Source organism: Nostoc sp. UIC 10630 (genome assembly GCF_010747425.1).
Classification (GTDB): Bacteria; Cyanobacteriota; Cyanobacteriia; order Cyanobacteriales; family Nostocaceae; genus Nostoc.
The window spans coordinates 83214-102767 of the sequence record NZ_JAAGOG010000001.1; the positions used below are offsets into that span (position 1 = coordinate 83214).

At 40.8% G+C, this 19554-nt stretch carries 31 protein-coding genes; 14 read left to right on the forward strand and 17 right to left on the reverse strand.

Going from position 1 to position 19554, the window contains the following annotated elements:
• Nucleotides 1-105: 105 nt before the first annotated feature.
• The 3 genes from G1O98_RS00445 (at nt 106) to G1O98_RS00455 (ending at nt 2315) form a co-directional block, all read left to right on the forward strand.
• A complete protein-coding gene (locus G1O98_RS00445; protein WP_163926660.1) occupies nt 106-378 on the forward strand; it encodes a GlsB/YeaQ/YmgE family stress response membrane protein in 273 nt (90 codons plus the stop codon).
• 234 nt (nt 379-612) lie between these two features.
• Nucleotides 613-1101, forward strand: a complete 489-nt coding sequence (locus tag G1O98_RS00450; protein ID WP_163926661.1) for a DUF4174 domain-containing protein — start codon at nt 613-615, stop codon at nt 1099-1101.
• A 251-nt stretch (nt 1102-1352) separates the two neighbouring features.
• On the forward strand, nt 1353-2315 hold the full coding sequence (locus G1O98_RS00455; RefSeq protein ID WP_163926662.1) for a S1/P1 nuclease: 963 nt from the start codon (nt 1353-1355) through the stop codon (nt 2313-2315).
• Between the two features lie 280 nt (nt 2316-2595).
• On the opposite strand, the gene G1O98_RS00460 is transcribed toward G1O98_RS00455, so the two are convergent.
• Both G1O98_RS00460 and G1O98_RS00465 read right to left on the reverse strand, forming a co-directional pair.
• Nucleotides 2596-3018, reverse strand: a complete 423-nt coding sequence (locus G1O98_RS00460) for a hypothetical protein (protein ID WP_163926663.1) — start codon at nt 3016-3018, stop codon at nt 2596-2598.
• A 186-nt stretch (nt 3019-3204) separates the two neighbouring features.
• The gene (locus tag G1O98_RS00465) at nt 3205-3477 is read right to left on the reverse strand and encodes a hypothetical protein (RefSeq protein WP_163926664.1); all 273 of its coding nucleotides are present in this window, start codon (nt 3475-3477) and stop codon (nt 3205-3207) included.
• 205 nt (nt 3478-3682) lie between these two features.
• Here G1O98_RS00465 and G1O98_RS00470 point away from each other — a divergent pair, with 205 nt between their 5' ends.
• Nucleotides 3683-4033 (forward strand): hydrogenase maturation nickel metallochaperone HypA, encoded by a 351-nt coding sequence (locus tag G1O98_RS00470; RefSeq protein WP_163926665.1) that lies wholly within the window; start codon nt 3683-3685, stop codon nt 4031-4033.
• Nucleotides 4034-4056: 23 nt separating this feature from the next.
• Here the strand turns inward: G1O98_RS00470 and G1O98_RS00475 are convergent, their stop codons facing one another.
• A complete protein-coding gene (locus tag G1O98_RS00475) occupies nt 4057-4461 on the reverse strand; it encodes a DUF4112 domain-containing protein (RefSeq protein WP_163926666.1) in 405 nt (134 codons plus the stop codon).
• Nucleotides 4462-4636: 175 nt separating this feature from the next.
• Here G1O98_RS00475 and G1O98_RS00480 point away from each other — a divergent pair, with 175 nt between their 5' ends.
• The gene (locus tag G1O98_RS00480) at nt 4637-5041 is read left to right on the forward strand and encodes a nuclease A inhibitor family protein (protein ID WP_163926667.1); all 405 of its coding nucleotides are present in this window, start codon (nt 4637-4639) and stop codon (nt 5039-5041) included.
• A 5-nt stretch (nt 5042-5046) separates the two neighbouring features.
• Here the strand turns inward: G1O98_RS00480 and G1O98_RS00485 are convergent, their stop codons facing one another.
• Nucleotides 5047-5916 (reverse strand): DNA/RNA non-specific endonuclease, encoded by an 870-nt coding sequence (locus G1O98_RS00485; RefSeq protein ID WP_163926668.1) that lies wholly within the window; start codon nt 5914-5916, stop codon nt 5047-5049.
• A gap of 226 nt (nt 5917-6142) precedes the next feature.
• Nucleotides 6143-6745: a hypothetical protein gene (locus G1O98_RS00490; protein WP_163926669.1), complete on the reverse strand. Its 603-nt coding sequence runs from the start codon at nt 6743-6745 to the stop codon at nt 6143-6145.
• A gap of 49 nt (nt 6746-6794) precedes the next feature.
• On the opposite strand from G1O98_RS00490, the gene G1O98_RS00495 reads away from it, so the two are divergent.
• On the forward strand, nt 6795-7043 hold the full coding sequence (locus G1O98_RS00495; RefSeq protein ID WP_163926670.1) for a hypothetical protein: 249 nt from the start codon (nt 6795-6797) through the stop codon (nt 7041-7043).
• Nucleotides 7030-8115, forward strand: coding sequence for a site-specific integrase (locus G1O98_RS38895; protein ID WP_175586445.1), 1086 nt, complete (start codon nt 7030-7032; stop codon nt 8113-8115). The genes G1O98_RS00495 and G1O98_RS38895 overlap by 14 nt, the downstream gene beginning before the upstream one ends.
• Before the next feature lie 109 nt (nt 8116-8224).
• Here the strand turns inward: G1O98_RS38895 and G1O98_RS00505 are convergent, their stop codons facing one another.
• The 11 genes from G1O98_RS00505 to G1O98_RS00555 form a co-directional block, all read right to left on the reverse strand.
• Nucleotides 8225-8587, reverse strand: a complete 363-nt coding sequence (locus tag G1O98_RS00505) for a hypothetical protein (RefSeq protein WP_163926671.1) — start codon at nt 8585-8587, stop codon at nt 8225-8227.
• Nucleotides 8588-9352: 765 nt separating this feature from the next.
• Complete coding sequence (locus G1O98_RS00510) at nt 9353-9751, reverse strand: hypothetical protein (protein ID WP_163926672.1); 399 nt, start codon at nt 9749-9751, stop codon at nt 9353-9355.
• A 107-nt stretch (nt 9752-9858) separates the two neighbouring features.
• Entirely contained in the window at nt 9859-10044 is a 186-nt protein-coding gene (locus tag G1O98_RS00515) for a hypothetical protein (RefSeq protein WP_163926673.1), read from the reverse strand.
• A gap of 76 nt (nt 10045-10120) precedes the next feature.
• Nucleotides 10121-10417 carry a hypothetical protein gene (locus G1O98_RS00520; protein ID WP_163926674.1) on the reverse strand — a complete coding sequence of 99 codons (297 nt, stop codon included), beginning with the start codon at nt 10415-10417 and terminating at the stop codon, nt 10121-10123.
• Nucleotides 10418-10532: 115 nt separating this feature from the next.
• On the reverse strand, nt 10533-10916 hold the full coding sequence (locus G1O98_RS00525) for a hypothetical protein (RefSeq protein ID WP_163926675.1): 384 nt from the start codon (nt 10914-10916) through the stop codon (nt 10533-10535).
• Nucleotides 10844-12472: an ATP-binding protein gene (locus G1O98_RS00530; RefSeq protein WP_163926676.1), complete on the reverse strand. Its 1629-nt coding sequence runs from the start codon at nt 12470-12472 to the stop codon at nt 10844-10846. The genes G1O98_RS00525 and G1O98_RS00530 overlap by 73 nt, the downstream gene beginning before the upstream one ends.
• A 3-nt stretch (nt 12473-12475) precedes the next feature.
• A complete protein-coding gene (locus G1O98_RS00535; protein WP_163926677.1) occupies nt 12476-13054 on the reverse strand; it encodes a hypothetical protein in 579 nt (192 codons plus the stop codon).
• Nucleotides 13055-13179: 125 nt separating this feature from the next.
• Nucleotides 13180-13830 carry a hypothetical protein gene (locus G1O98_RS00540; protein ID WP_163926678.1) on the reverse strand — a complete coding sequence of 217 codons (651 nt, stop codon included), beginning with the start codon at nt 13828-13830 and terminating at the stop codon, nt 13180-13182.
• 134 nt (nt 13831-13964) lie between these two features.
• On the reverse strand, nt 13965-14666 hold the full coding sequence (locus G1O98_RS00545; protein ID WP_163926679.1) for a hypothetical protein: 702 nt from the start codon (nt 14664-14666) through the stop codon (nt 13965-13967).
• Nucleotides 14659-15117: a hypothetical protein gene (locus G1O98_RS00550; RefSeq protein ID WP_163926680.1), complete on the reverse strand. Its 459-nt coding sequence runs from the start codon at nt 15115-15117 to the stop codon at nt 14659-14661. The genes G1O98_RS00545 and G1O98_RS00550 overlap by 8 nt, the downstream gene beginning before the upstream one ends.
• Before the next feature lie 277 nt (nt 15118-15394).
• Nucleotides 15395-15676 carry a hypothetical protein gene (locus tag G1O98_RS00555; RefSeq protein WP_207794489.1) on the reverse strand — a complete coding sequence of 94 codons (282 nt, stop codon included), beginning with the start codon at nt 15674-15676 and terminating at the stop codon, nt 15395-15397.
• Between the two features lie 107 nt (nt 15677-15783).
• Here G1O98_RS00555 and G1O98_RS00560 point away from each other — a divergent pair, with 107 nt between their 5' ends.
• The 7 genes from G1O98_RS00560 to G1O98_RS00590 all read left to right on the forward strand — a co-directional run bounded on the left by G1O98_RS00560 (nt 15784) and on the right by G1O98_RS00590 (nt 17911).
• Nucleotides 15784-16302: a transposase gene (locus G1O98_RS00560; RefSeq protein WP_163926682.1), complete on the forward strand. Its 519-nt coding sequence runs from the start codon at nt 15784-15786 to the stop codon at nt 16300-16302.
• A 1-nt stretch (nt 16303) separates the two neighbouring features.
• Entirely contained in the window at nt 16304-16633 is a 330-nt protein-coding gene (locus G1O98_RS00565; RefSeq protein ID WP_163926683.1) for a hypothetical protein, read from the forward strand.
• A 1-nt stretch (nt 16634) separates the two neighbouring features.
• Nucleotides 16635-16817, forward strand: coding sequence for a hypothetical protein (locus G1O98_RS00570; protein ID WP_163926684.1), 183 nt, complete (start codon nt 16635-16637; stop codon nt 16815-16817).
• 53 nt (nt 16818-16870) lie between these two features.
• The gene (locus G1O98_RS00575; protein ID WP_163926685.1) at nt 16871-17080 is read left to right on the forward strand and encodes a hypothetical protein; all 210 of its coding nucleotides are present in this window, start codon (nt 16871-16873) and stop codon (nt 17078-17080) included.
• A gap of 89 nt (nt 17081-17169) precedes the next feature.
• Nucleotides 17170-17355 (forward strand): hypothetical protein, encoded by a 186-nt coding sequence (locus tag G1O98_RS00580; RefSeq protein WP_163926686.1) that lies wholly within the window; start codon nt 17170-17172, stop codon nt 17353-17355.
• Nucleotides 17343-17519 (forward strand): hypothetical protein, encoded by a 177-nt coding sequence (locus G1O98_RS00585; protein WP_163926687.1) that lies wholly within the window; start codon nt 17343-17345, stop codon nt 17517-17519. The genes G1O98_RS00580 and G1O98_RS00585 overlap by 13 nt, the downstream gene beginning before the upstream one ends.
• A gap of 245 nt (nt 17520-17764) precedes the next feature.
• Nucleotides 17765-17911 carry a hypothetical protein gene (locus G1O98_RS00590; RefSeq protein ID WP_163926688.1) on the forward strand — a complete coding sequence of 49 codons (147 nt, stop codon included), beginning with the start codon at nt 17765-17767 and terminating at the stop codon, nt 17909-17911.
• Between the two features lie 511 nt (nt 17912-18422).
• Here the strand turns inward: G1O98_RS00590 and G1O98_RS39580 are convergent.
• Nucleotides 18423-18914 (reverse strand): hypothetical protein, encoded by a 492-nt coding sequence (locus tag G1O98_RS39580; protein ID WP_243458306.1) that lies wholly within the window; start codon nt 18912-18914, stop codon nt 18423-18425.
• Nucleotides 18915-19554 lie beyond the last annotated feature (640 nt).

A 19554-nucleotide genomic window follows, 5' to 3' on the forward strand; every position in this document is an offset into this window, starting at 1 on the left:
CATCCTCAAGGCTATTAATAGTTGATTCTGCTGGTAGATTCAATATCAATGTTGGGATTGCTATTGTGTATTTGTTGCATAAAAAACGTTTATCAAATTAAAACAATGAATATTCTTGCTTGGATTGTTTTAGGTCTAATTGCTGGTGCTATTGCAAAAGCTATCTACCCCGGTCATCAAGGTGGTGGGATTCTAGGAACGATTTTGTTAGGAATCATCGGTGCTTTTGTTGGCGGTAGTTTAGGTGTATTCTTTAGTACGGGAACCTTAGCTCTAGCAGCTCCTAGTCTTAGCATTCCCGGTATTGCAGTAGCAGTTCTTGGTGCAATTGTCGCTGTATTTTTGTGGAACTTGCTAAATCGTCGCAGTGCTGTGTAATCAATTAAATTGGAATTAATTAATCGTAAAAATCAGGGAATTCATTTCACTATATTTTCTCCCTGAATTTAAATAAAAGAATAGCGCCTGCCTGGATTTAGGTTGGCGCTATTCTTATAGCGATTGCTCTTGCGGGTAGGCATCACACTTATTCAATCACCATCACCGGATAGAGTCAGAGAAGGAAAATTAATGATAGTTTGAGATGATGGAACGCTCATCTCAACCCCCGAAGTGAAAAAGTCACTATTAATCGCCCTGACCCTCACCGCCTGTACAGCCGTGTCACCAGTCAGCATTGCTGGTACTGTCCCAAGTTCAACCCATGCCATCAAAATGTCTTCATTTAACCTTAGTTCCCAAAAATGGCAAAACCGCGTGTTACTAGTGTTTGCACCGACGCTTCATAACCATAGCTATCAGCAACAGATGCAGTTATTTAACCAGCACCAAAACGGTTTTACAGACCGGGATTTAGTTCTCGTTCAGGTTTTGGCAACAGATAAAAGCTATGCCAACGGACAGCCAATAGATGAATCTTCTGCTGTCAAGTTGCGAAATTGCTTTGGGGTTGATAAAGAAAATTTTCAGGTCATTTTGGTAGGCAAAGATGGTGGTGTTAAGCGCAGTGATACTACACCAGTCAAGGCAGCAGCAATTTTTGAGCAAATTGACGCTATGCCCATGCGCCAGCAAGAAATGCAAGAGCGAAAAAGAAAGTAACTTAAAAATTATTAGAGGAAGCGATCGCTTGTGACAAAGCAGTACACTTGCTATGCACCGAAAATCAAAGAGTGCGATGGCGTACCCATCATGAGCCGGTGGCATCGCACCCTTAAACTCGTTAATGTACAGCTCTGTTTATTGAAATATATGAGTATTGTGTAGGGTGATTTATTTTTTTCATGCAAATTTAACCCTAACTTACCTGAATGCAACCTATACTTTAGCTGTATTTTCTAACAAAGAATTTTATGCTGAAGTTACACTCTTTCGCTAAGTTTTCTTTATTAACAGTATTATCAACAATTCTGATTTGGCAGTACCCAGCTTTTGCTTGGAATAAGGCTGGACACATTGTTTCAGGAGCGATCGCCTACAGTGAACTCTGGCAGAATCATCAAGAAGTAATTGAGAAAATGGTTGCCATTTTAAAAGAACACCCTGAATACTCTAAATTTGAGCAGCAGTGGAATTCCCTCAAACAATCTAATATTTCTGCTGAAAATAAAAACTTGTACTTGTTTATGTGGGCGGCAAAATGGCCAGATGAAGCTCGTGGCAATCAAACATTTGATCACCCTACTTGGCACTACATAAATTTTCCTTATCAACCAGGCAGTTCTTCAAATTCAATTCCTCGTCAAATTCCCGGTGAAGAAAATATTATCTATGCTTTTCAAAAAAATCTTGATATTGTTCAAAGTAGTGCTACTAGTAACAGCGAAAAAGCAGTTGCAATATGCTGGCTATTCCATTTATTAGGAGATGTGCATCAGCCACTACATACCACCAAATTAATAACTGATCAGTATCCAGAACCAGAAGGTGATAGAGGCGGTACACGTTTTTATATTAGAGTTAAACCAGATAGTCAAACAATTAGTTTGCATAAATTCTGGGATGACCTCATACTAGGCTCAGAAAATTTTCAAACTGTTCGCAACACCGCAACCAAGATAAGAGCCGACTATCAACGCAGTAAATTGCCAGAATTAAGAGAAACTCAATTTAATAATTGGGCAAAATTAGAGAGTTTTAATATCGCTAAACAAAAAGCATATCTTAATGGCAAGCTTTCTGGCAGTAGTGATAAAAATGATGGAAAGCCGTTACCGCCAAATTATGCTGCTACCGCCAAACCAATAGCAGAACGTCGGATGAGCTTGGCAGGCTACCGTCTAGCTGATGTGCTTAATAAACTGTTCGGCAAGTGATAAAAGATATACAATCTCTTTTGTATCGCCTGCTGTTAAGCTGTTGTTATAAAATTCCAGACTGCGATCGCCCAAGAACCCTTGCAGCAGAATAAATACAGATGAAAGCGCTCACTCTTGTTTGGAACCGAAACGTTGCACCCCTGGAGCGTAGGCTTCTTGAACCGCAGGTAGACGCTCGAATACTCGCTCTAAGCGAACGCGAGTAGCGTCTCTAAGAGTTGCTATGCCGCAGGCTTTACGCTACGCTATCACTTGCTTCAAAGCAGTACACTGGTTATCAAGAGAAATGATACAAAACATTTCCCTCTTCATTTACTTCAAAAGAAGCATTAAGTTCTTTGGCTTTCTCATCTAAATATTGTTTAGCTAACTGGGTTGATATTTCCGCATTTTTCGCCAGTTGCAATACCGTTATTCTGCCAGTATTTTGCTCAATTAATTCTAAGAATACTAACTGAAGACGCTTTTGTTCTGATTCTAGAAGGAATTCTTTTTCCTTTCGATTCTGCTGTACTAAAGACCAACTCAACCAGCCTCCTAAAATGGTTGATGGAATAGTAAGAATAGTTAAAGCAGCAATATCATTTTCTTTTTCTTGAGCGGGAGTTTTGGGATTGAGAATTTCTAGAATCATCACAGCAGAAAATGGAATACCAAATAATAGAAAACATATTGCTAAAATTTTTTTAACTAGTTTCATACAACCTTTTTCAGTTCCTCACAAATAATGTAAAAATAATACCTCTATTATACAATGTATAATCAATTACTTGTGATGCTGGTATTTTGCTGTGTTTCCTCTGTTATCCACACTACCTGAACACTTGTAAATGCTGATGAGTGGCGATCGCACTCGTGGGAGGAATTAAACTGTGTGGGGTAGTTATTAAGATACTTTCGGTTGCTGCCACAGGGTCAGCTTCAAAACAGAGCAGTAGCAAGCCTCATCATTGATTTGGTGTTCGTGTTCAGCTATCCAATCATAAATTTGTGCAGCCACTGCTAATGCCACCTGTCCTGAACGGTAAAGCTTCGGGCTAGGGCAGAAAGCTTTACCATTGATGTGTACGGCGGCAATCTGCCAATAGTCGCTGCCTTCACCCTCCGGCATCACTTCTAAAAACCCGCTACTTTTTGGCTCGATTATTCCTATGTTCATCTGCAAGCCCGAACTCTAAAAACAGAGTACAACATCGAATTGCAGCAATTCAAGCGATGCCTACGGCGCTCTTTTAGAGGAAAACTATAAGTAAATACCGTATTCAAAGAGGAAAAGTTGCACTTCTCTTGCGATCGCCCATAAAAAATTCTTAGAGGAAAAGCGCAAATGAGCGATCGCTTTTTCAAAGCAGTACACTGGTACTATGCCGAAATTACTAGAGTGCGATCGCTGTCTCCTCTACTCACACAATCCCCACATAGTCTGTGTCGTTCACCCTGATGGGGTAGACGGTGATAGCTGCCTAGACTTTCGAGAAGACCCCAACGCCGAACCAGCAGAACTGTGGGAACCGGAGGGGGCAAGCTACTACAACGGTGAATTAATACTGCAACCACAACAGCGCTTGACTCAACAGCAACAGCTAGAGCTGCTAGATACCCATCCTATGTTTACTGGCAAATGCCCTCAATGCGGATATGAGTTTGACCGCGACTACACGGCGCGGGTGCATTGGGATTGCCCTGAATGTGGGTGGATGGATGATAGCGTGTGAGCAATTTCTTTAAATATGCCTCCTCAGACTTGGCTGAACTTACCAGAGTAAAGTTCATCAGATACTTCTTTAAGTTCTGGTTCAACCACTGTCAAATGTTGCTCCAAAATTGTTAAATTCCTAATGTTGGACTTATAGAAAGCATCAAATAAATCACCTACTAAAGGCACAGTACCAACGACTGTTTCTAAACCTACATTAAAAATCATTTTGGCTAAATCTCGCTGTGGGATGCCAAAGCGGGTTGCTAAAAATATGATGTAAGCTGAAAACGCTGTACTGATTAAATCACCTGCACCGGGAATCAAACCGATAATTGGGTCTATTCCAATATGAAAACCCGTTAAAGGGATACGTATTGATGTGTCCATCAAGCGGCTGAGTTTGCGGATGCGATTTAGAGTAGCAAGGCGTTTAGCAGCGTCCATAATTTCCTATATTTGCACTATTATTAAATTGCACCATTTTTAGTTATTTGTCTTGTACCGATAGAAGTAAAAAGTATGAGTAAAAATCCACCAATACTGCCTAAAAAAGCAGATAGATGGATGATATAGTTTATTGCGATGCCTGCGGTAGTAAACTACGCTCTATTAAGTGCTTATGACCAAAACTAATTCAGAAATCCTAGATCAGCTTCGTACAGCAACGAATGGTTTACTCATGATGAGTGAGTCTGAGTACCCGTTTGAAGTTTTTTTGTGGGAAGGTATTGCACTTGCGACACCCCAAAAAGTTGTACAACAAACAAATCATCCTCAAGATACACCCATTAAAATTGTGGGGATTGACGATTTTTTTCAAGTGGCAACGACAGAAGAAGATTGGCATGAGGAAGAAGAGAAAGCAACCGTAAAACGATTTCAAACTCTTGTGCAAACACTCAAAGAAAACCTGAGCAATTTGCAGGTATATCGCCTTGGGGAAATAGAGATTGATGTCTATGTTATTGGTCAAGCTCTATCGGGAGACAGTATCGGACTGTCCACAAAAGTTGTTGAAACTTGACCTGTTTACGAATTATCTACTTTACTTTCAATAACTTCTTGAATGTTTGGCGAAACATTAGAGAGAAAATCATATCCTGTGAATTTTTCTAATTCATCAATACTTACTTTGTAAGCTCTCCAATCGTTGTTGATTTCTTGCTCGTTGGGTATGTTCACCGCGATGACACGGGTGCTTGCAGTAATACCATCAAGTCCAGAGCCAGGATTATCTAGTACGACAACTATCTTCCAAGTTGATTTGGGAACTGTCACCTTACCTTTAAGGGGTTCGCCAAGACTGCCAAAAGGCCCAGCTACGATATACAGTTCTTTTCCCTGGCTTACCAGTTCTCGGCAATAGTCTTCTAAATTCCCCCAAGTGTTCCGGTTGTTGTCCGGTGTCTGCGGCATCATGTTGGTCATGAGGAAAGTTGAGGAATTATCCTCTACCGTCAGAGAGCGGTCTGCCGAAGGTACAATATGTCCTCGGTCATATCCTGAACCAGAGTACATAGAAGGAGTTATCCGCACCCAACCCGCAGGCAAAGTATTATCAGGGCGAAAGTTATCTTGACGCTCTGCTTTCCCTAGCCATGACTTATTTAACTGCCAGCTTGCCCAGTTGGGAGTTCCCTTGCTTCGGTTGTAAGAGACTACATATTGTGTTTTAACCAGCAGATAATTATCAGGAGTATCCACCAGAGCGATCGCATTGCTGGGATTTCCCAAAAGCAGGTTAGCGCTTATTGAGGGTTTAGTAGGTACAATCGGCGTTGCCTGCAATGGTTTTTCTATTGTTGATGTTGGCACCTGGCTTGGTGCTGGCGAACACCCCAATAGAGCAATTAGCCCAGTGGCAACAGCCAAAGCCTGAAAACGTTTGATTAAACGCATAAATTTTAGATACTATCGGAGATTAATTTAATCATCATCATTTTTGAGGCGATTTCCAGTTTTTGACTACAAGAGCGTAGCTTGCTGCCGTCCTACTTTCCTCTGGTGCGGACACTACTCGCGTTCCCTTGAAATTGAAGAGGGCGTAGGCGCAGCCCGTCGCAGACATCGCAAAAAGACGAACGAATCAGTGTAAATTCAGAAATTCTTGAAATTAATCAAAATACTAACTTACCGGATGATATAACCCTGTATTTTCGTTAAATTCCCACCCTAACCCTGCTCTATCTTTGCCCTTACACCATGCCACAAAAAGCGGTGGTGGCAGATTAATTCGCTCCTTGCGTACAGTTTCTTGACTAACACCAAGTCTTGAAGCCAAACCTTCTTCGGTTAATGGTTGCATTCGCGGAGTATGCCCTTGATAGGATGAATTGTTGTTGTACGATTTCTTCTGCCGCCTTGGTTGGTTGTTGAGATGATTTTGAATTTTAATAATCGCCTCGGTAAACTGTGTCATTCGGGCTGTTATCCCCTCAATTTTTTGTTCTAAATCGGCGAGATTATGGATTGCTCCAGTTTCGTTGCTATTAGATTCACCGAAGTTCTGTGATTCCAGCTTATCCAGTCGTGAGCAAATAGCTAATATCGTTTGGAAAGTAGGGTTGGCGCTTCTACTGTTACTGTCCAACGCCAGTATTAATTCATCCAATGAGTGAAGCAACTCGCTTGTTCGTCCTTGTCGGTGCAGCCGGGATAACTCCCTAACTGCTGGAATCAGGGGAGTGGGTACACGGATCATCTCGCTGGGTTTGTTCTCGTCAGGCATAGTGATATCGCAATTGATAGCAACAGCTATCGATATCAAGTAGATAGCAATGCTATCAACATATCAGGGATTGGTGATTCAAGCACAAAAGAGTTCGGGAATCGTCCGCCGTGTTTTGGGCTTTCACCCAGGAGGAGAGCTTGCTACTTTTGTGCAGGCTTCGGGAATTATTGACGCAGAGAGCGGGCAGTATATCCACGGCGCTGTCGTAGAATATAAAAGCTTCCTGAAACGGCGCTTCCAGGAAGCTATATGTTTATCATCGTGTAATTCTTATTTCCTAGATGGATATTACTAATATTGAGGTGGCGCAGGTCGAAATTCTGCCTCCTACTCCCCAACCAAGTGTAATTAAAAACACGAAGGCTCAAGTAACTCCAGAATTGGTAGAGGAGATAATTCGGCAATATTATTACCGCACGCCTGCGGTGGGTAATGATGAGGAATTAATTTTGGCTTGGGCTGGAAGTCAAAACCGTGAACAAACCAAGCGAAAATACTATCGATTTGGTCAAAAATTACTCGATTGGGTACGTAAATCAGGTATACCTGATTTAAGATTGCTACAGCAACCATTATTACTTGAGTTTATTGCTTCCTGGGGTGAGGTTTCCCCTTATACTAAAAGTAACCGAGTGCTGATATTGCGATCGCTGTGGAGCTATGGGAGCGGGGAGAGTATTGGCTATTTTTTGCGGAATATTGCAAGTACTATAAATTACGATAATTTCAGTGATTTACCGAAGGCAGAGCGGTATCTAGAAGATTTCGAGATGAAGAAGCTAGCTGATGCAGCCAAGCAGTTGGGGGGTAAGTATTGGCTAGTTTTTAGTTTGATTTTTTACAGTGGGATGCGGGTTGGTGAAGTGGGTCGCGTGACGGTTCCGGGTGATGAACCGGGCCAACCCAAGGAAGATTATCCGGGGTTATATTGGCATAATTTCCAGTGGTATCCCGACGCGACACCAGAGGATAGAAACCGGGGATACTATACGATTAAGTTCCGAGGCAAAGGTGGCAAGTACCGGGAGATTGGCTTAGACCATCAGACTTCGCTCGTTTTCAAAAAGTACCGGGGGATGGCTAGTGATAAGATGCCCGTGTTTGCCAATATCTCACCTGACCCAGCAAAAAGGGGATTGCCGTTGAGCGATCGGGCAATTAAAAAGTTGATTCAGGATATATCTGAGGTGGCGAAGGTGAAGTTTTCGTGTCACTGGCTAAGGCATTCTCATGCAACGAGGGCGGTGGAGAGTAAACCGCTTTTTCAGGTGCAAGACCAGTTGGGACATAGCAAGAGCGATACTACCAAGGGGTATGTAAGAGTGAAGAAGGATGCAGGAACCGGTACAGTGCTGCCGAGGTTTTGAGGAAATGTATCTCCATGCTAGACCAACTGATAGCAGCGCTTTGTATTTGCCAGATGATGATGAGTAGAGGGAGTGCGTAGCTTGCCGCCTTTTGCATCGCTTTGGGGCGTTAGAGAATTTCTACTATGCGCGGTTGTCCATCAGGATAATAAACACCCAGACAGTTATTTTTAGTACCAGTAATTACCCAAGGATGAGTTACATAGGTGCTTTGAGTAATTCTCTTATTTGGAGGAATTAAGGCGTAAAACTTCCGTTGACCAGAGTAATCAAGCCAATATAATCTTACTGGTGTGCTTCGCTGGTTGACAAATGTAATTTCCGTGGCTATTTTTCCACTGCGGGAAATTGAAACGGATTCAGCTTCACATTGTTGGGATTGGGCATTGGCAGCAGGTACACCAGCACTTATTGTAAATGAAAGCAACGCACTGCTAATAATGGCGAAGTGAAAGCGCGTAAATTTGAGCATTGATAAGTAGGATGAAGAGTTTCACACTATTGTTTCACCTTGTTGCTTTCTCTTGGTTAACTTTTTTGGAGAGTTCGATTAATGAGGGCGATAAGCTTGCTCCACCAGACGATTGCCCAACGCTATATATTAAGTTATGCTGCAAATTTAAAATATTATCATCCCCGATAGCGAACTCATTCCTTAGCTGATGTCCGACTCAATCGACTGTCAACCATTGCTATTTAAAACTATTTGCAATGACTGTGCTTTTCATATCAACGTAGAAGGAGCCATACAGTGCATTCACCCTGACGAGTTTGGGGTTAATTGTTCAACCGCCATTTTCTGTAATTCATTCCAAAGTGCAATTGTAATTGATAGTCCTTGTGTGACATACGGCAATGATGAAGAATAGGCTTTTGCACTGCTATTCGTATTACAATTGGTCAAGCCGCAGTTTAATTATACGTAAGTTGGGGGTGCGATCCGATCACTTAAGAGCGATCGCACTTAAACCAAAAACCCAGTTACGATGACTGGGCTTTTGATGGGGTTATATTCCCCAAGGGCTATTAATAGAAGTTATTCATAAGTCGCTGTTCTAATAAGGACTACACCGCCTAGATAGCGAATTCCAGAAAACTAGAACCTTTTCATAGACGCGCAACACTCTTTCACCTATCACCAAGGAGCAATTTACAAGCGAACGCGAGTAGTGTGTGTCTGCACCAGAAAAAGTTAGCGTAAGCGCAGCCCCCCGCAGGTATCGGCTTATTCTTTTAATTAGTAATGATGCTGTAGCAAGGGGTAGAGTGCTGCTGCAATTTGCTCGAATTGTTCACCATCTGGATAGGGACAAGCAATTTTTTCTCCATCTTCATTGCTCCAATATTTAGTATTGTAATCAAAAGTTAATATCGCTCCTCGCCACCATGCAGATAGGGAAAGCCGATTGTTTCCATAACCAACTGTGAAATCTATTTTTTTATTACGGTAAAAATCATCAGTTGGATTTGATGGGCGGTTGCGTGAGCTAACAAATTCCTCTGTATAGTATCCTTGGAATTCGATATCAATAAAATTATTTACGATTTTATAAATTAGCTTGAACCGCCTGTGTGGATAGTACTGTGCAGCAATTTGAGATACTGCTAGTTCAAGTTCTAGTGGTAGTGTTTGCATCGTTTTTAAGTACTTGCAGTTTTTATATTATACCTTTACAAGGTATGTGAATACTCCTTCATTTTCTTAGAGGATAAGGAGCGATCGCCTGTGCCGATAAACTACGCCTAGTCATTCACTAAGAATTCATTTGTTTCTTTGTCAAAGACTAATCTTTGCCCTTTCTCCACCACATAGGGCTTGCAAATTACATATTTATCATCCTCATCACTAAATATGATATTTACAGTTTCTTCTTCTTCTCTACCAGAGTTGCAGTATCTAAATTTAGCTGTTATGGTTCTAGTTTTCATTTTCTTAGAGGATAATAGATACCAATCATCACAAGCGAGTTTCCCGCCGTAGGTATTGCTCTAGCTGCCGTCTTGCTTACAGCTGTATCTTGGCTTCATTATCTTCATCGCCTGGATACCATGCTTTAAAATCATATCCATCATCAGTTTTTTGATAATCATATTCCATATCTAGAGCTTCAGCCGCTTCGATAAACTGTTCTAATGTGCCATCACAATAACTAATATATTCACTGCCTATCGCCTCAATAATTGCCTTAGCTGCATAACCCTGCTGAATAGATATCAGTTGGCTTTGATGCTGCCAAGTTTGGCAGATGCGACAACTATAGCCCCAATCATATTTTAAATCTCTGTAATGATGAGTTTTCATTTCGCAATTACGGCAGTACAGGAATTTTGATAGGTCTAATGTAGTTGTCATAAAAAAGGAAATTGAAAGCTAGTTATATTTTTCCCAAGTGAACAGAGAAAGTTACAGAGAAGTTTCATTCAATCCCACCATATAAAAGCCGATAACCAAGTTTTAAGCGCTCAGTAAAATCCGATGTATTTTGATTGCCCCAAACAGGATTACTTTTATCTTTGTTCCAATTCAAAGAGGAATGACACACATTATCGTGACAAGTAGAGCAGACTGGAAATACTGTTAAACCAATTTCATCGCACCCATATTTAGCATGATGTAACTGTTCTGAGGGACGAACGAGGCACACACAGCACAAGCCCTTTGCAGATTGATGAGCGATCGCACATTGTTTTTTGTACTTCTTAATATCTCCATAACGAGCATCCCAGTTTAAAGTCCCAGATATTTCATTAATTCTCTTAGCCCCTCGTCGTTGAGTCTGTGACCTGTGAGTGATTCCCACTTTGCTTTTACGTTTACTGATGATGGACTTCCGGTTTCGCTTACCCATTTCTTCATCTCCTCATGCCAATCTCCACTAGTAGCTGTTGCTTCTTGTTTAGTTGCAGATGGGGGTGGTTGTCCTAATGGTTCAGTACCAAAGTTTTTACTTTTTGGATAGTTGTAAAGGTCAACTTCTAGAGGTTCTTTATCCCTTACCCCTTTCATTTTGAGTAGTGCTTTTCCTGTAGAAGTTGCTTCACCATTAACACCCGCTTTAGCAATGCAATCAACTCTAGGAGCATCGTCAATCATCCCGGAAAAGCCTTTCAGCTTAGTAGAGATACTTGTTTGATTGTCGCTATGGGCAGTCAAACATACTGTGTAACCCCACTTTCTAATATTTGTTAATGACTGCTTTAATAAATCAGCCCATAAATCAGCATCTACACCGTGAACCTCGTATGTATTGCTTTCCATCAGAAAGATAGCCACTTTCCCCTCTAGCCCGCTCTTATCTTTGATGTGGTCTAAATAATCATCCTCATCAATTCCGAGCCTCCTAGCCTGTTGCTGACGCTCTCTAATAGTTTGTGGAAATGCCTCAAAAAATTCGTTTATCTGATCAACATCAGCTAATACTTGAACACCTGACCAAATATCAGGATTAGTTTCAGGGTTAATGATGACAATATGCCAGCCATCATCCTTGAGGAGTCGAATCATTAAGCGTTCAAGCGTGGATTTACCCGAACCCTGCTCACCACTCAAGACTCTAAAAGGCAACTTCAAAAGTTTGTTAATCCATTGATACTGTTCTTCTAGTTCAAGCTTGTTTGATTTGGAATTAGAAACTGAGTTCTGTTCCTTATCCCCCAGAACTTTCTGTTTTTCTTTATCGGCCTTAGCTTTAGCTAATTCCTCCTCAGCAATTTTTTTCTTGAATTCGGCAATCATCAACTCATACTGAGTCATGCCCAGATTGTCTTGCATTTGCTGTTGCTGGGCTAATCTCTCAGTAGAAATTAGCCCAGCCTCAACCCTATTTTGATTGTCCACAGCCGAGTAAATATCAGCCTTAAACTGAGTATTTAATTGAGTAGCAACTGTTTTTAAATCTCGCTGTGATTTCTTGTCTTGCCACAGTTCAAAGTTGGTAGTCTTAATGTCCTCTAACCAGCTGTAATATTTGGATTGCAGCAAAGAGTTACGAGTATAAATTACCAAACTTATCCCGCCAAGACTTATAGCTGTTCCAGTTAGCGCCCAATGCTGATTAGGGTTATCAGTAGGTAGCAAGCGCTTAAATTGCACGTCTTCACGTTCGGGAATACGGCTACCAAATAACCCCCTCATGTCCCATTCCTCGCGGAGAATGAACCGAGGAACTGAGCAATACTCCAAATCAAGTTTTTTCTGTTCTGGCGTGTTATACCCATTAGCAGAAGGGGGACAGAATCTCACCTCTACTAGGTCGTAGGGCTGTTTAGAAAGAGAAAAGAGGGTGCAAAATACAGCAGCTACAAATAAAACCCCAATCGTACCCAGTTCTACAGCTGCACCTACACCCTTGCTCACTGTTTACCTCCGATTAGCTATGCCTTGAGCAAATATTGCTCCAAAGAATAAAACCCCAGCAATAACAATTGACAGCCACGGATCAGTTTGAGGGTACTGTTTTTGAATTGTCCTAATATCTTCTGAAATCTGAACTATGGTTTGATTGGACAAATCGTAGAGTATTTGATAATCCTTAACTGCTAAGTAAGTTGTAATGCTAGCAGTTACTCCCCCAACCAGTAAGTTACCTGCTTTTTGCATATTTGAAACCTGAAGTTGACCATCTATGTAATTGATGTTGATACCAGAAATTAAAAACGAGGTTGGGACAAATGCAACAGTGAAGCACAGTGTTGCAGCTGTCCACAAAGCACCACTACCACCAATGACTAAACACCACTTAGCGATCGCTACTCCTGTGGCGTGGAAAGTCCAACTCACAAAAAAAGTAAAAATCTTTTTTCTGACGAGTAAAGTTTCTTCTCTGCGTTGCAATTCTTGTTGCAAAACCTCTGCTAAGTCTTTAGGAAGCGCTGTATCTGACGCATACACAGCACCTTCATCACTTTCACTCAGTTCTTCTAATTCCTCTGACAGCATAGTGACACTATATTTTTACCCTTTGGGTGACGCTCCTACGTCGCTACTGCTACGCTAACGGCAGTTCGGACTCGACGGAAGCCGCCTTCGCGGAGCGTCTCGCAGAGAAGACTCCGACTGCCTCACTAGAATCCGAGAATTGCCCGTTTAATTTTGGCTAGTGATTCTACAAACCCTTCCCCTAGATAGTTTTTCTGAGGTATTAATTCAGGTTGGGATATGTCGCCATATTTCAGTAGGTGGTCAGCAACTCTATCTTTTCTTGCTAAATCAGCGTCAATTTGCCGGAACTCTGGTTTATTACTTGCTTCCAACAGACGAGTATTGCCATCAACGTGCATCATGTGTTGGTCAATATAAGCATTAAGCTTGATGTAGTCAATTGTTTGACTGTGGCGGATTACTTCAGTTTGCTTAGATGTAGCAAAAGATGCTGCTAGTTCTTTGCGATCGTTTCCATAACGCTGATTAGCAAGCATCACATCAGCCGAGGCTCTATCAATTGCGATTGATGAGGTAGCAGCTTGCTTAATAACTTGAGAAATACCAACATTTAAATCCTGCGTTCCCTGAATTGTTGAAAGCGCGGCTGCTTGAACTTTAGGCATGAGTTTAGTAATCAATGCCCCCTCACGCCCCATCTGCCCTAATTTTTTTAGTGATGTTTCGTCCCCTTCACAGCACTTAATTAAAAAAGCTGGGTCAATTCCAAAGGTACGTTGCATCCTGGATTGGATGCGTCTACCTTTAGTTTTCATGTGGTTTTTTATATTCATTCCATACCTCAGTTTGTCTGTGATATTTTTTCAACTGTTGGATTTGACGATAGGAGTAGCGATCGCTCATCATTTTTACGCTCCAACTGCACCCAATCATTAGCCAGAGAAATGCAACGATTAGCAGTGCAACTCTACGCTGAATTGCTTGAAACTTTAAGGCGTTCGAGAGTATTAAAGACTGAGCTTTTAAAGTCTTGTTGTGATTGCTCTACATCACGCCCAAACTGCTGCAATCCTCTAGAGATATACTGCGATGTATCCTCATTGTTAGACTGAACATGGTTATAAACCCGCCCAAACATTGCATCGATTTTTTGTATACCTTCTTGCTTTTTATGGTCAGCGTAGGCACACAATAAGTTTTCAGTTTGAGTGAGAACATCATCTAATGTGGTGTCAATACTATCAATTTGGCCAGCTACATACTCAATATCAGAAGTGGATAACTGAAGTGACATTTCCACGGCTTTAGTAGTCACTATGTCTTTTAACTGCTGCTCAGTCAGAACAAGACCAAACTCAGGTATATTATCGCTTTCGTTCATATCATCCTGATTCAAAACGCCAGTTTCTACAACCGGGGAAACTTCGGCAACAGACTGGCTCTCTAATAGGGTGGACTCTTGCTGAGTTGTTAAAGACAATTCACCTTTAGAAAAATGGTTAACAGCCTGATTGAATTGTTCATCAGTAATATTCTCAACATTGAAACCTTGAGAATCAAAATACTCTTTAATCTGTGTAGGAGTAGGAGTATAAGAATTACCGCTAGTAACTCTACGCTTGTAGAGAGAGTTGTAAACTCGCCTTACTCCAGATGGTAAACTAGCCATTGTTTCTATTCTTCCTTGTATCAATGAATTTCCAAACAACTGCTCGATAAATCACAGCAAACATTATCTCAGTTGAATAAGAGGTTGATTTGTTGTATTTAGAACCAGCTTGTTTAAACCATCTATAAATTGTCGAGATGTCTGGTCTAATTCCCTGAGTAATCAGTAATCTGATAAATTCTTCACCAGTTATAAACTGAGGTAGTAAATTTCTAGCTTTATCAACTGCCACTAATAAAGCTCTAAATTCCAGTGGTGTTAGTGATAGCTTGGGGTATCGCTTTCTAAGAAGTGCGTATTCGTGAAGATTATTTGAGTTTAGGTCTAACCCTGTTTCTGTAATAAAACACTTTACAGTTCGCCATGTAGTATCTGCAACTCTATCTCCTATGAAAGCCTCATAAACCTGCCTCAACTCTCGGTTAAGTATTTTCTGCAATGTGCATACCAATTTTCTTTACCTCCTAATTTGCATCAAATATTTGCGAAACTTGGCGGGAAACTTACCACTTTTTGACACCAAATTGATTAATCTTTTGCACCAAACTGTTTGTTTAAGCTGGGTTTTCGGAGTAAATTGTTTGTCTCCTATACCTGACTAATGCTGCAAATAATCAGCGTTTTTGCTTTGCCTACAAGGATTGTGAGCCTTAAGTTTTGGTGCAAAAAACATCTAACTCAATTAAAAACCCCTCTAGATAGAGGGGCAATGATTAAAATCAACTAACCTAAAAACTTAGTGGTGGCGGTATGTCAACCCCTGCATTTTTTAAAGCATCCAATAATTGAATCACTCTAACTGCCAGTTCTCTAGGTTGAGCTTTGTTTGTGTTCCACTGCGAAACCACTCTAGGACTTGTCCCTAAAGCGATCGCTGCTTCTTGCTGAGTTGGGTAACTTGCGATCGCATTAAGCACGTATTCCCTTTTTTCCTGCTCTGGACTCATAATAAAGTTGCCCTCCATAGGCTGATCTGTGGTGGGTGAGAAGTCCTCCGGTGGTAACGACACCGGGGGCGCTTTTTTTGAATCGTATCACAACTATGAATATTTAAGGTAAATCTGTGGCACTTTAAGATAAACTTGTAGACAAATCGCAAGTTCTAAGTTTGGAGATAATGGCCTATCAGTTTTCGCTTTCGTACTATTACATTACAGAACAGCACGACAAACAACTTGATGTTTTCAGCGAAGCATCAGGCGATTCCAGGCAGGATTTAATTAATCAATATGTACGGGGATGGTTAGGCCGCAATCGTCGATACTATGAAACCTTGGCGAAACTGGATGTTACCAAAAGGGAAATTGATATAGATGATTGGGTAAAAATAGTTGTTGAGCAAGGCTTTGAAGCTTTACCTGATTACAAAAATTCAATTTCAGATGGTGAAATTCCCCCGAATCCCTTGGGGCATATCATCTTGCCTGCAAAAATGACCAAGAGAGATATCAACTACATTTTTCTGACCAAGCAGAACTATATATTACTGAGAACAGCCATTTATTACGATGGTTCAAAAATTGCTCAGTATCTTTCTAGAGTCGTCTATGAACACATACAGCGAAATTGGGAATTACTGTATGCTCCTCAAGTCGCTGCTGAAACTTCTAATTATTGGTTAAAAGGAGATAAATAAAATGGTGCAAGCAGTATCTACAGAACTGACAATAGGACAAGTGACAGAAGCAATCAACGCAATCATAGACGTTTTGGGAACTCCAGAAACTAATGTACAAATTGATGCTCTGTCAGCATTCCACAAAAACGATTACCAAACTGTAAAACGGTTGGCCTCTACCAACTTATCAGACAATTATTGCAAGTCACTGGGGTATTTGGGTGGGGCCCTCAAGTTGACCCCAAATACTGACACAATTCTGGCTGAATCAGCACGGGCAGCAGCCGAGGTTGCTAAGGAAAGGACATTGAAGCAGTTAGGGGCTGCGATCGCTTCTGCACTTAACTAAAATGTACACTTCAGAACAACGTCACCAATTAGAAAAGGAATTCGTTGTTAGACTTGCAGCCTATGAAAATTGGGAAGTTGACCCCTCCACAATTCACTTAGCAGCCGAAACAAATCCAAGGGTAAAGCGTTGGTTAGAGCTATCAAGAAAGCTACTTGATGTAGTAGAACAGGCAATTTCTTAGAGGAAAATGGCGATCGCATACCAACCTGCGATCGCATCATTTTATGGAGGTATATGAATTACAGCATTGAAGAATTAGACACAATGACAGAATTAGTTACTAAAATTCGTGTCAATTTAATAGATGAGGGATGCTCATTTACTGAAGCTTGTGAAGTAGGTAAAGTTATCTTTCATAAGATAAATAATGATGAAATTAAGGTAGATGATTCACTAAAATTATTACTACCAGATTTTCTAGAGCAGGTAAGAACGCAAGAGTAAATTTCTAAGAGGATAAAGGCGATCGCTAGTTGGAAGTACGTAGGCAAAGCCAGCCACAGACATCGCTTTCATTCTTAGAGGATAGCCAAATGACAAAACCCAAAAAACAACCTAACGAGAACCTAGAAAAATTAATTCGAGTGCCGTGTGACAATTGTGATGGGCAAGGCTGGTACTATCTAGCCTGGAAACATCCTAATGGAGAACAGGCGACAGCAGGCTGTGAGCAATGCTTTGGCTCTGGTGAGCAGTGGTCAGCTGTGTGGAAGAAATAGGAAAGGCGACCAGTGCGATCGCCTTTGTTTTTGATGCAGAAAAAGCGATCGCAGTTCAAGCAGATCGCCTTCTTAATTCCTATGCAGATTCCGGTAAAGTCACCGTCTTAGGCATAGGTTTTACTGTAGCTGTGGGTGTTGCGGATGGAGTAGGAGCTAGATAGCAGTTATTAATTTGGATTTGCTTCTGGCTCTGACTTTGCCATCCTTTGTAAACAACTCCCCCTCCAGCACCTAATGACAAGATGCAGGTAGAACCGATAATGATGGTTCTCCGAGTGAGCAAAATTCCTCTTTGCACTGGCTTAGAATTGCGTTGCAAAGAGCTAAAGAATTTTAGCAGGTTCATAGTTTTTGATTCTAGTTGGACTAGCGAGACTTGTAGAGAAAAGTCCAGTAGAAGGAAAAGTTGAACAGCGATCAACTTTCAGAACTCCGTCCTAAATCTGTTTCTTACAGCAAAGCTGCCCTTGTGGAGGGGGCAGCTTTGCAAATTTGCTTAATCTTAGGCAAATCTCGCCCCGCTAAAGATATTTTAACCGGGACAGAGTTTTGAAAGTTGATCGCTGTTTTTATAGTAATACATTTAAATCTACAATTTTCAACTAATAGAACATGAAACCTGCTAAGATTGAAAGTTTTATACTTTTTTAGAAATACTGAAAACCAAAGATATTGTTAGTACTTAAAAGTACTAGTAAGATTTTAGATAAAATTCCTGCTATAAATCAATCTTAATTTTTTTGTATTTAAGGTTTGGTATACTTTAATACAAGTACGCCAGAATTTGTATATAAATTTATCTATTTTCTTTACTAAAGTTTACATTCATTAAAATTTACTATTTTTAATATAGCTTTACATCTACCTTTGCTTTTGAGTCTAGAAAAAGTGATTCTTCCAAAACAGCACCAGAACCACAAGCTGGGTCAAAGAGTCAGGGGAGGGAAGAGATCAATTTCTTAAAGGAAAAAGCGACCCAGTGCGTAGTTTACCGCCGTAAGCATCGCCTTTATTTGTTGAGAGCGATCGCAGTCATTACAACCAGATCGCCTGCCTCTGGTTTCTTACTTCAATCCAGACTGTGCTTTACTCTTGAGCTTGTCATGCTCAAAAGTTACGGTGATTTTAGAACTATCAGGATTTTCCCAGACAAATGTTGCTATTGTTGCAGATCGGCTAACCTCGACACCTCGATACAAGATTGACCGCACTTCCGTTAAGGACATTCCTGGTTTTAGCTGTTCGTAATCTGCACGACCGAACCGACCGAGTTCAGTTTGGGCAGATTGTTCATGCTGCTTGGAGTAAAAAGCAGTTTGAACAAAACCATACGCTAGACCTGAACCAAGCATTACTCCCAGTGAAAGGGCAATATTCATCAGTGAGCGGACGAGAGTATTATTAGATTGTGTGGGGTTGGTTTTATTAACCATTGAATTAACTCCATAAAGTTTATTGTTTGGTGCTAGTTTGGTGGCCGCCAGACTAGCTTTAACTGTCATACCAACTTGTAACTGGTACAAAGTAGGCGTTTTCGTTTTTTGATTTTTCAGCAAATAACCTCCTTGCAGATAATGTCACCAGGTTATAAACCTACTTTGTCAACCTTGCTGAGTTTGTGATTCCCACTCTCAGAAGAGTTAGTGGACGTTTTTGTTGAGGTATCAAAACTGCCCATCAATAGAGTTCCCTGCATAACTCTTTTTAGCTGGTTGGCTTTATCCTGCTACGCTGATAGTTCAGCAACTTAAGCCATAAAAAGTAGGCGATCGCAGTCATTACAACCAGAATCGCCTTATAAGTACTTAATTCTAGTTTCTTACTAAAATTGAACGCTAAACTGTTCATTGCAAACAGTTTTTTCTTTTTACATGGTATTTGGGGTAAATCTAGCGAGCGTGTTATAAGGGGCAAGATAGTACAAATTTACCTAAAACCGAGGTTTGTAGTATGCCAATGACAGGACTGAAACCCTTGTGATTTCGTTACAGCCTTGTCTAATAAAAAGCAAATAAGGCTTGGTTGATTTATCAAGAAGCGATGGCTAAAAAGCTTATGCAATAATACTTTCAGCCTATCTTGCCTCTAGTGTCAGCTACGCTATATTTACCCCATATTGCAGTAAAAATAGGCGATGCAGTGTTGTATGTACTGCATCGCCTCATATATAAATACTTAAATACTGCATTACTGCAT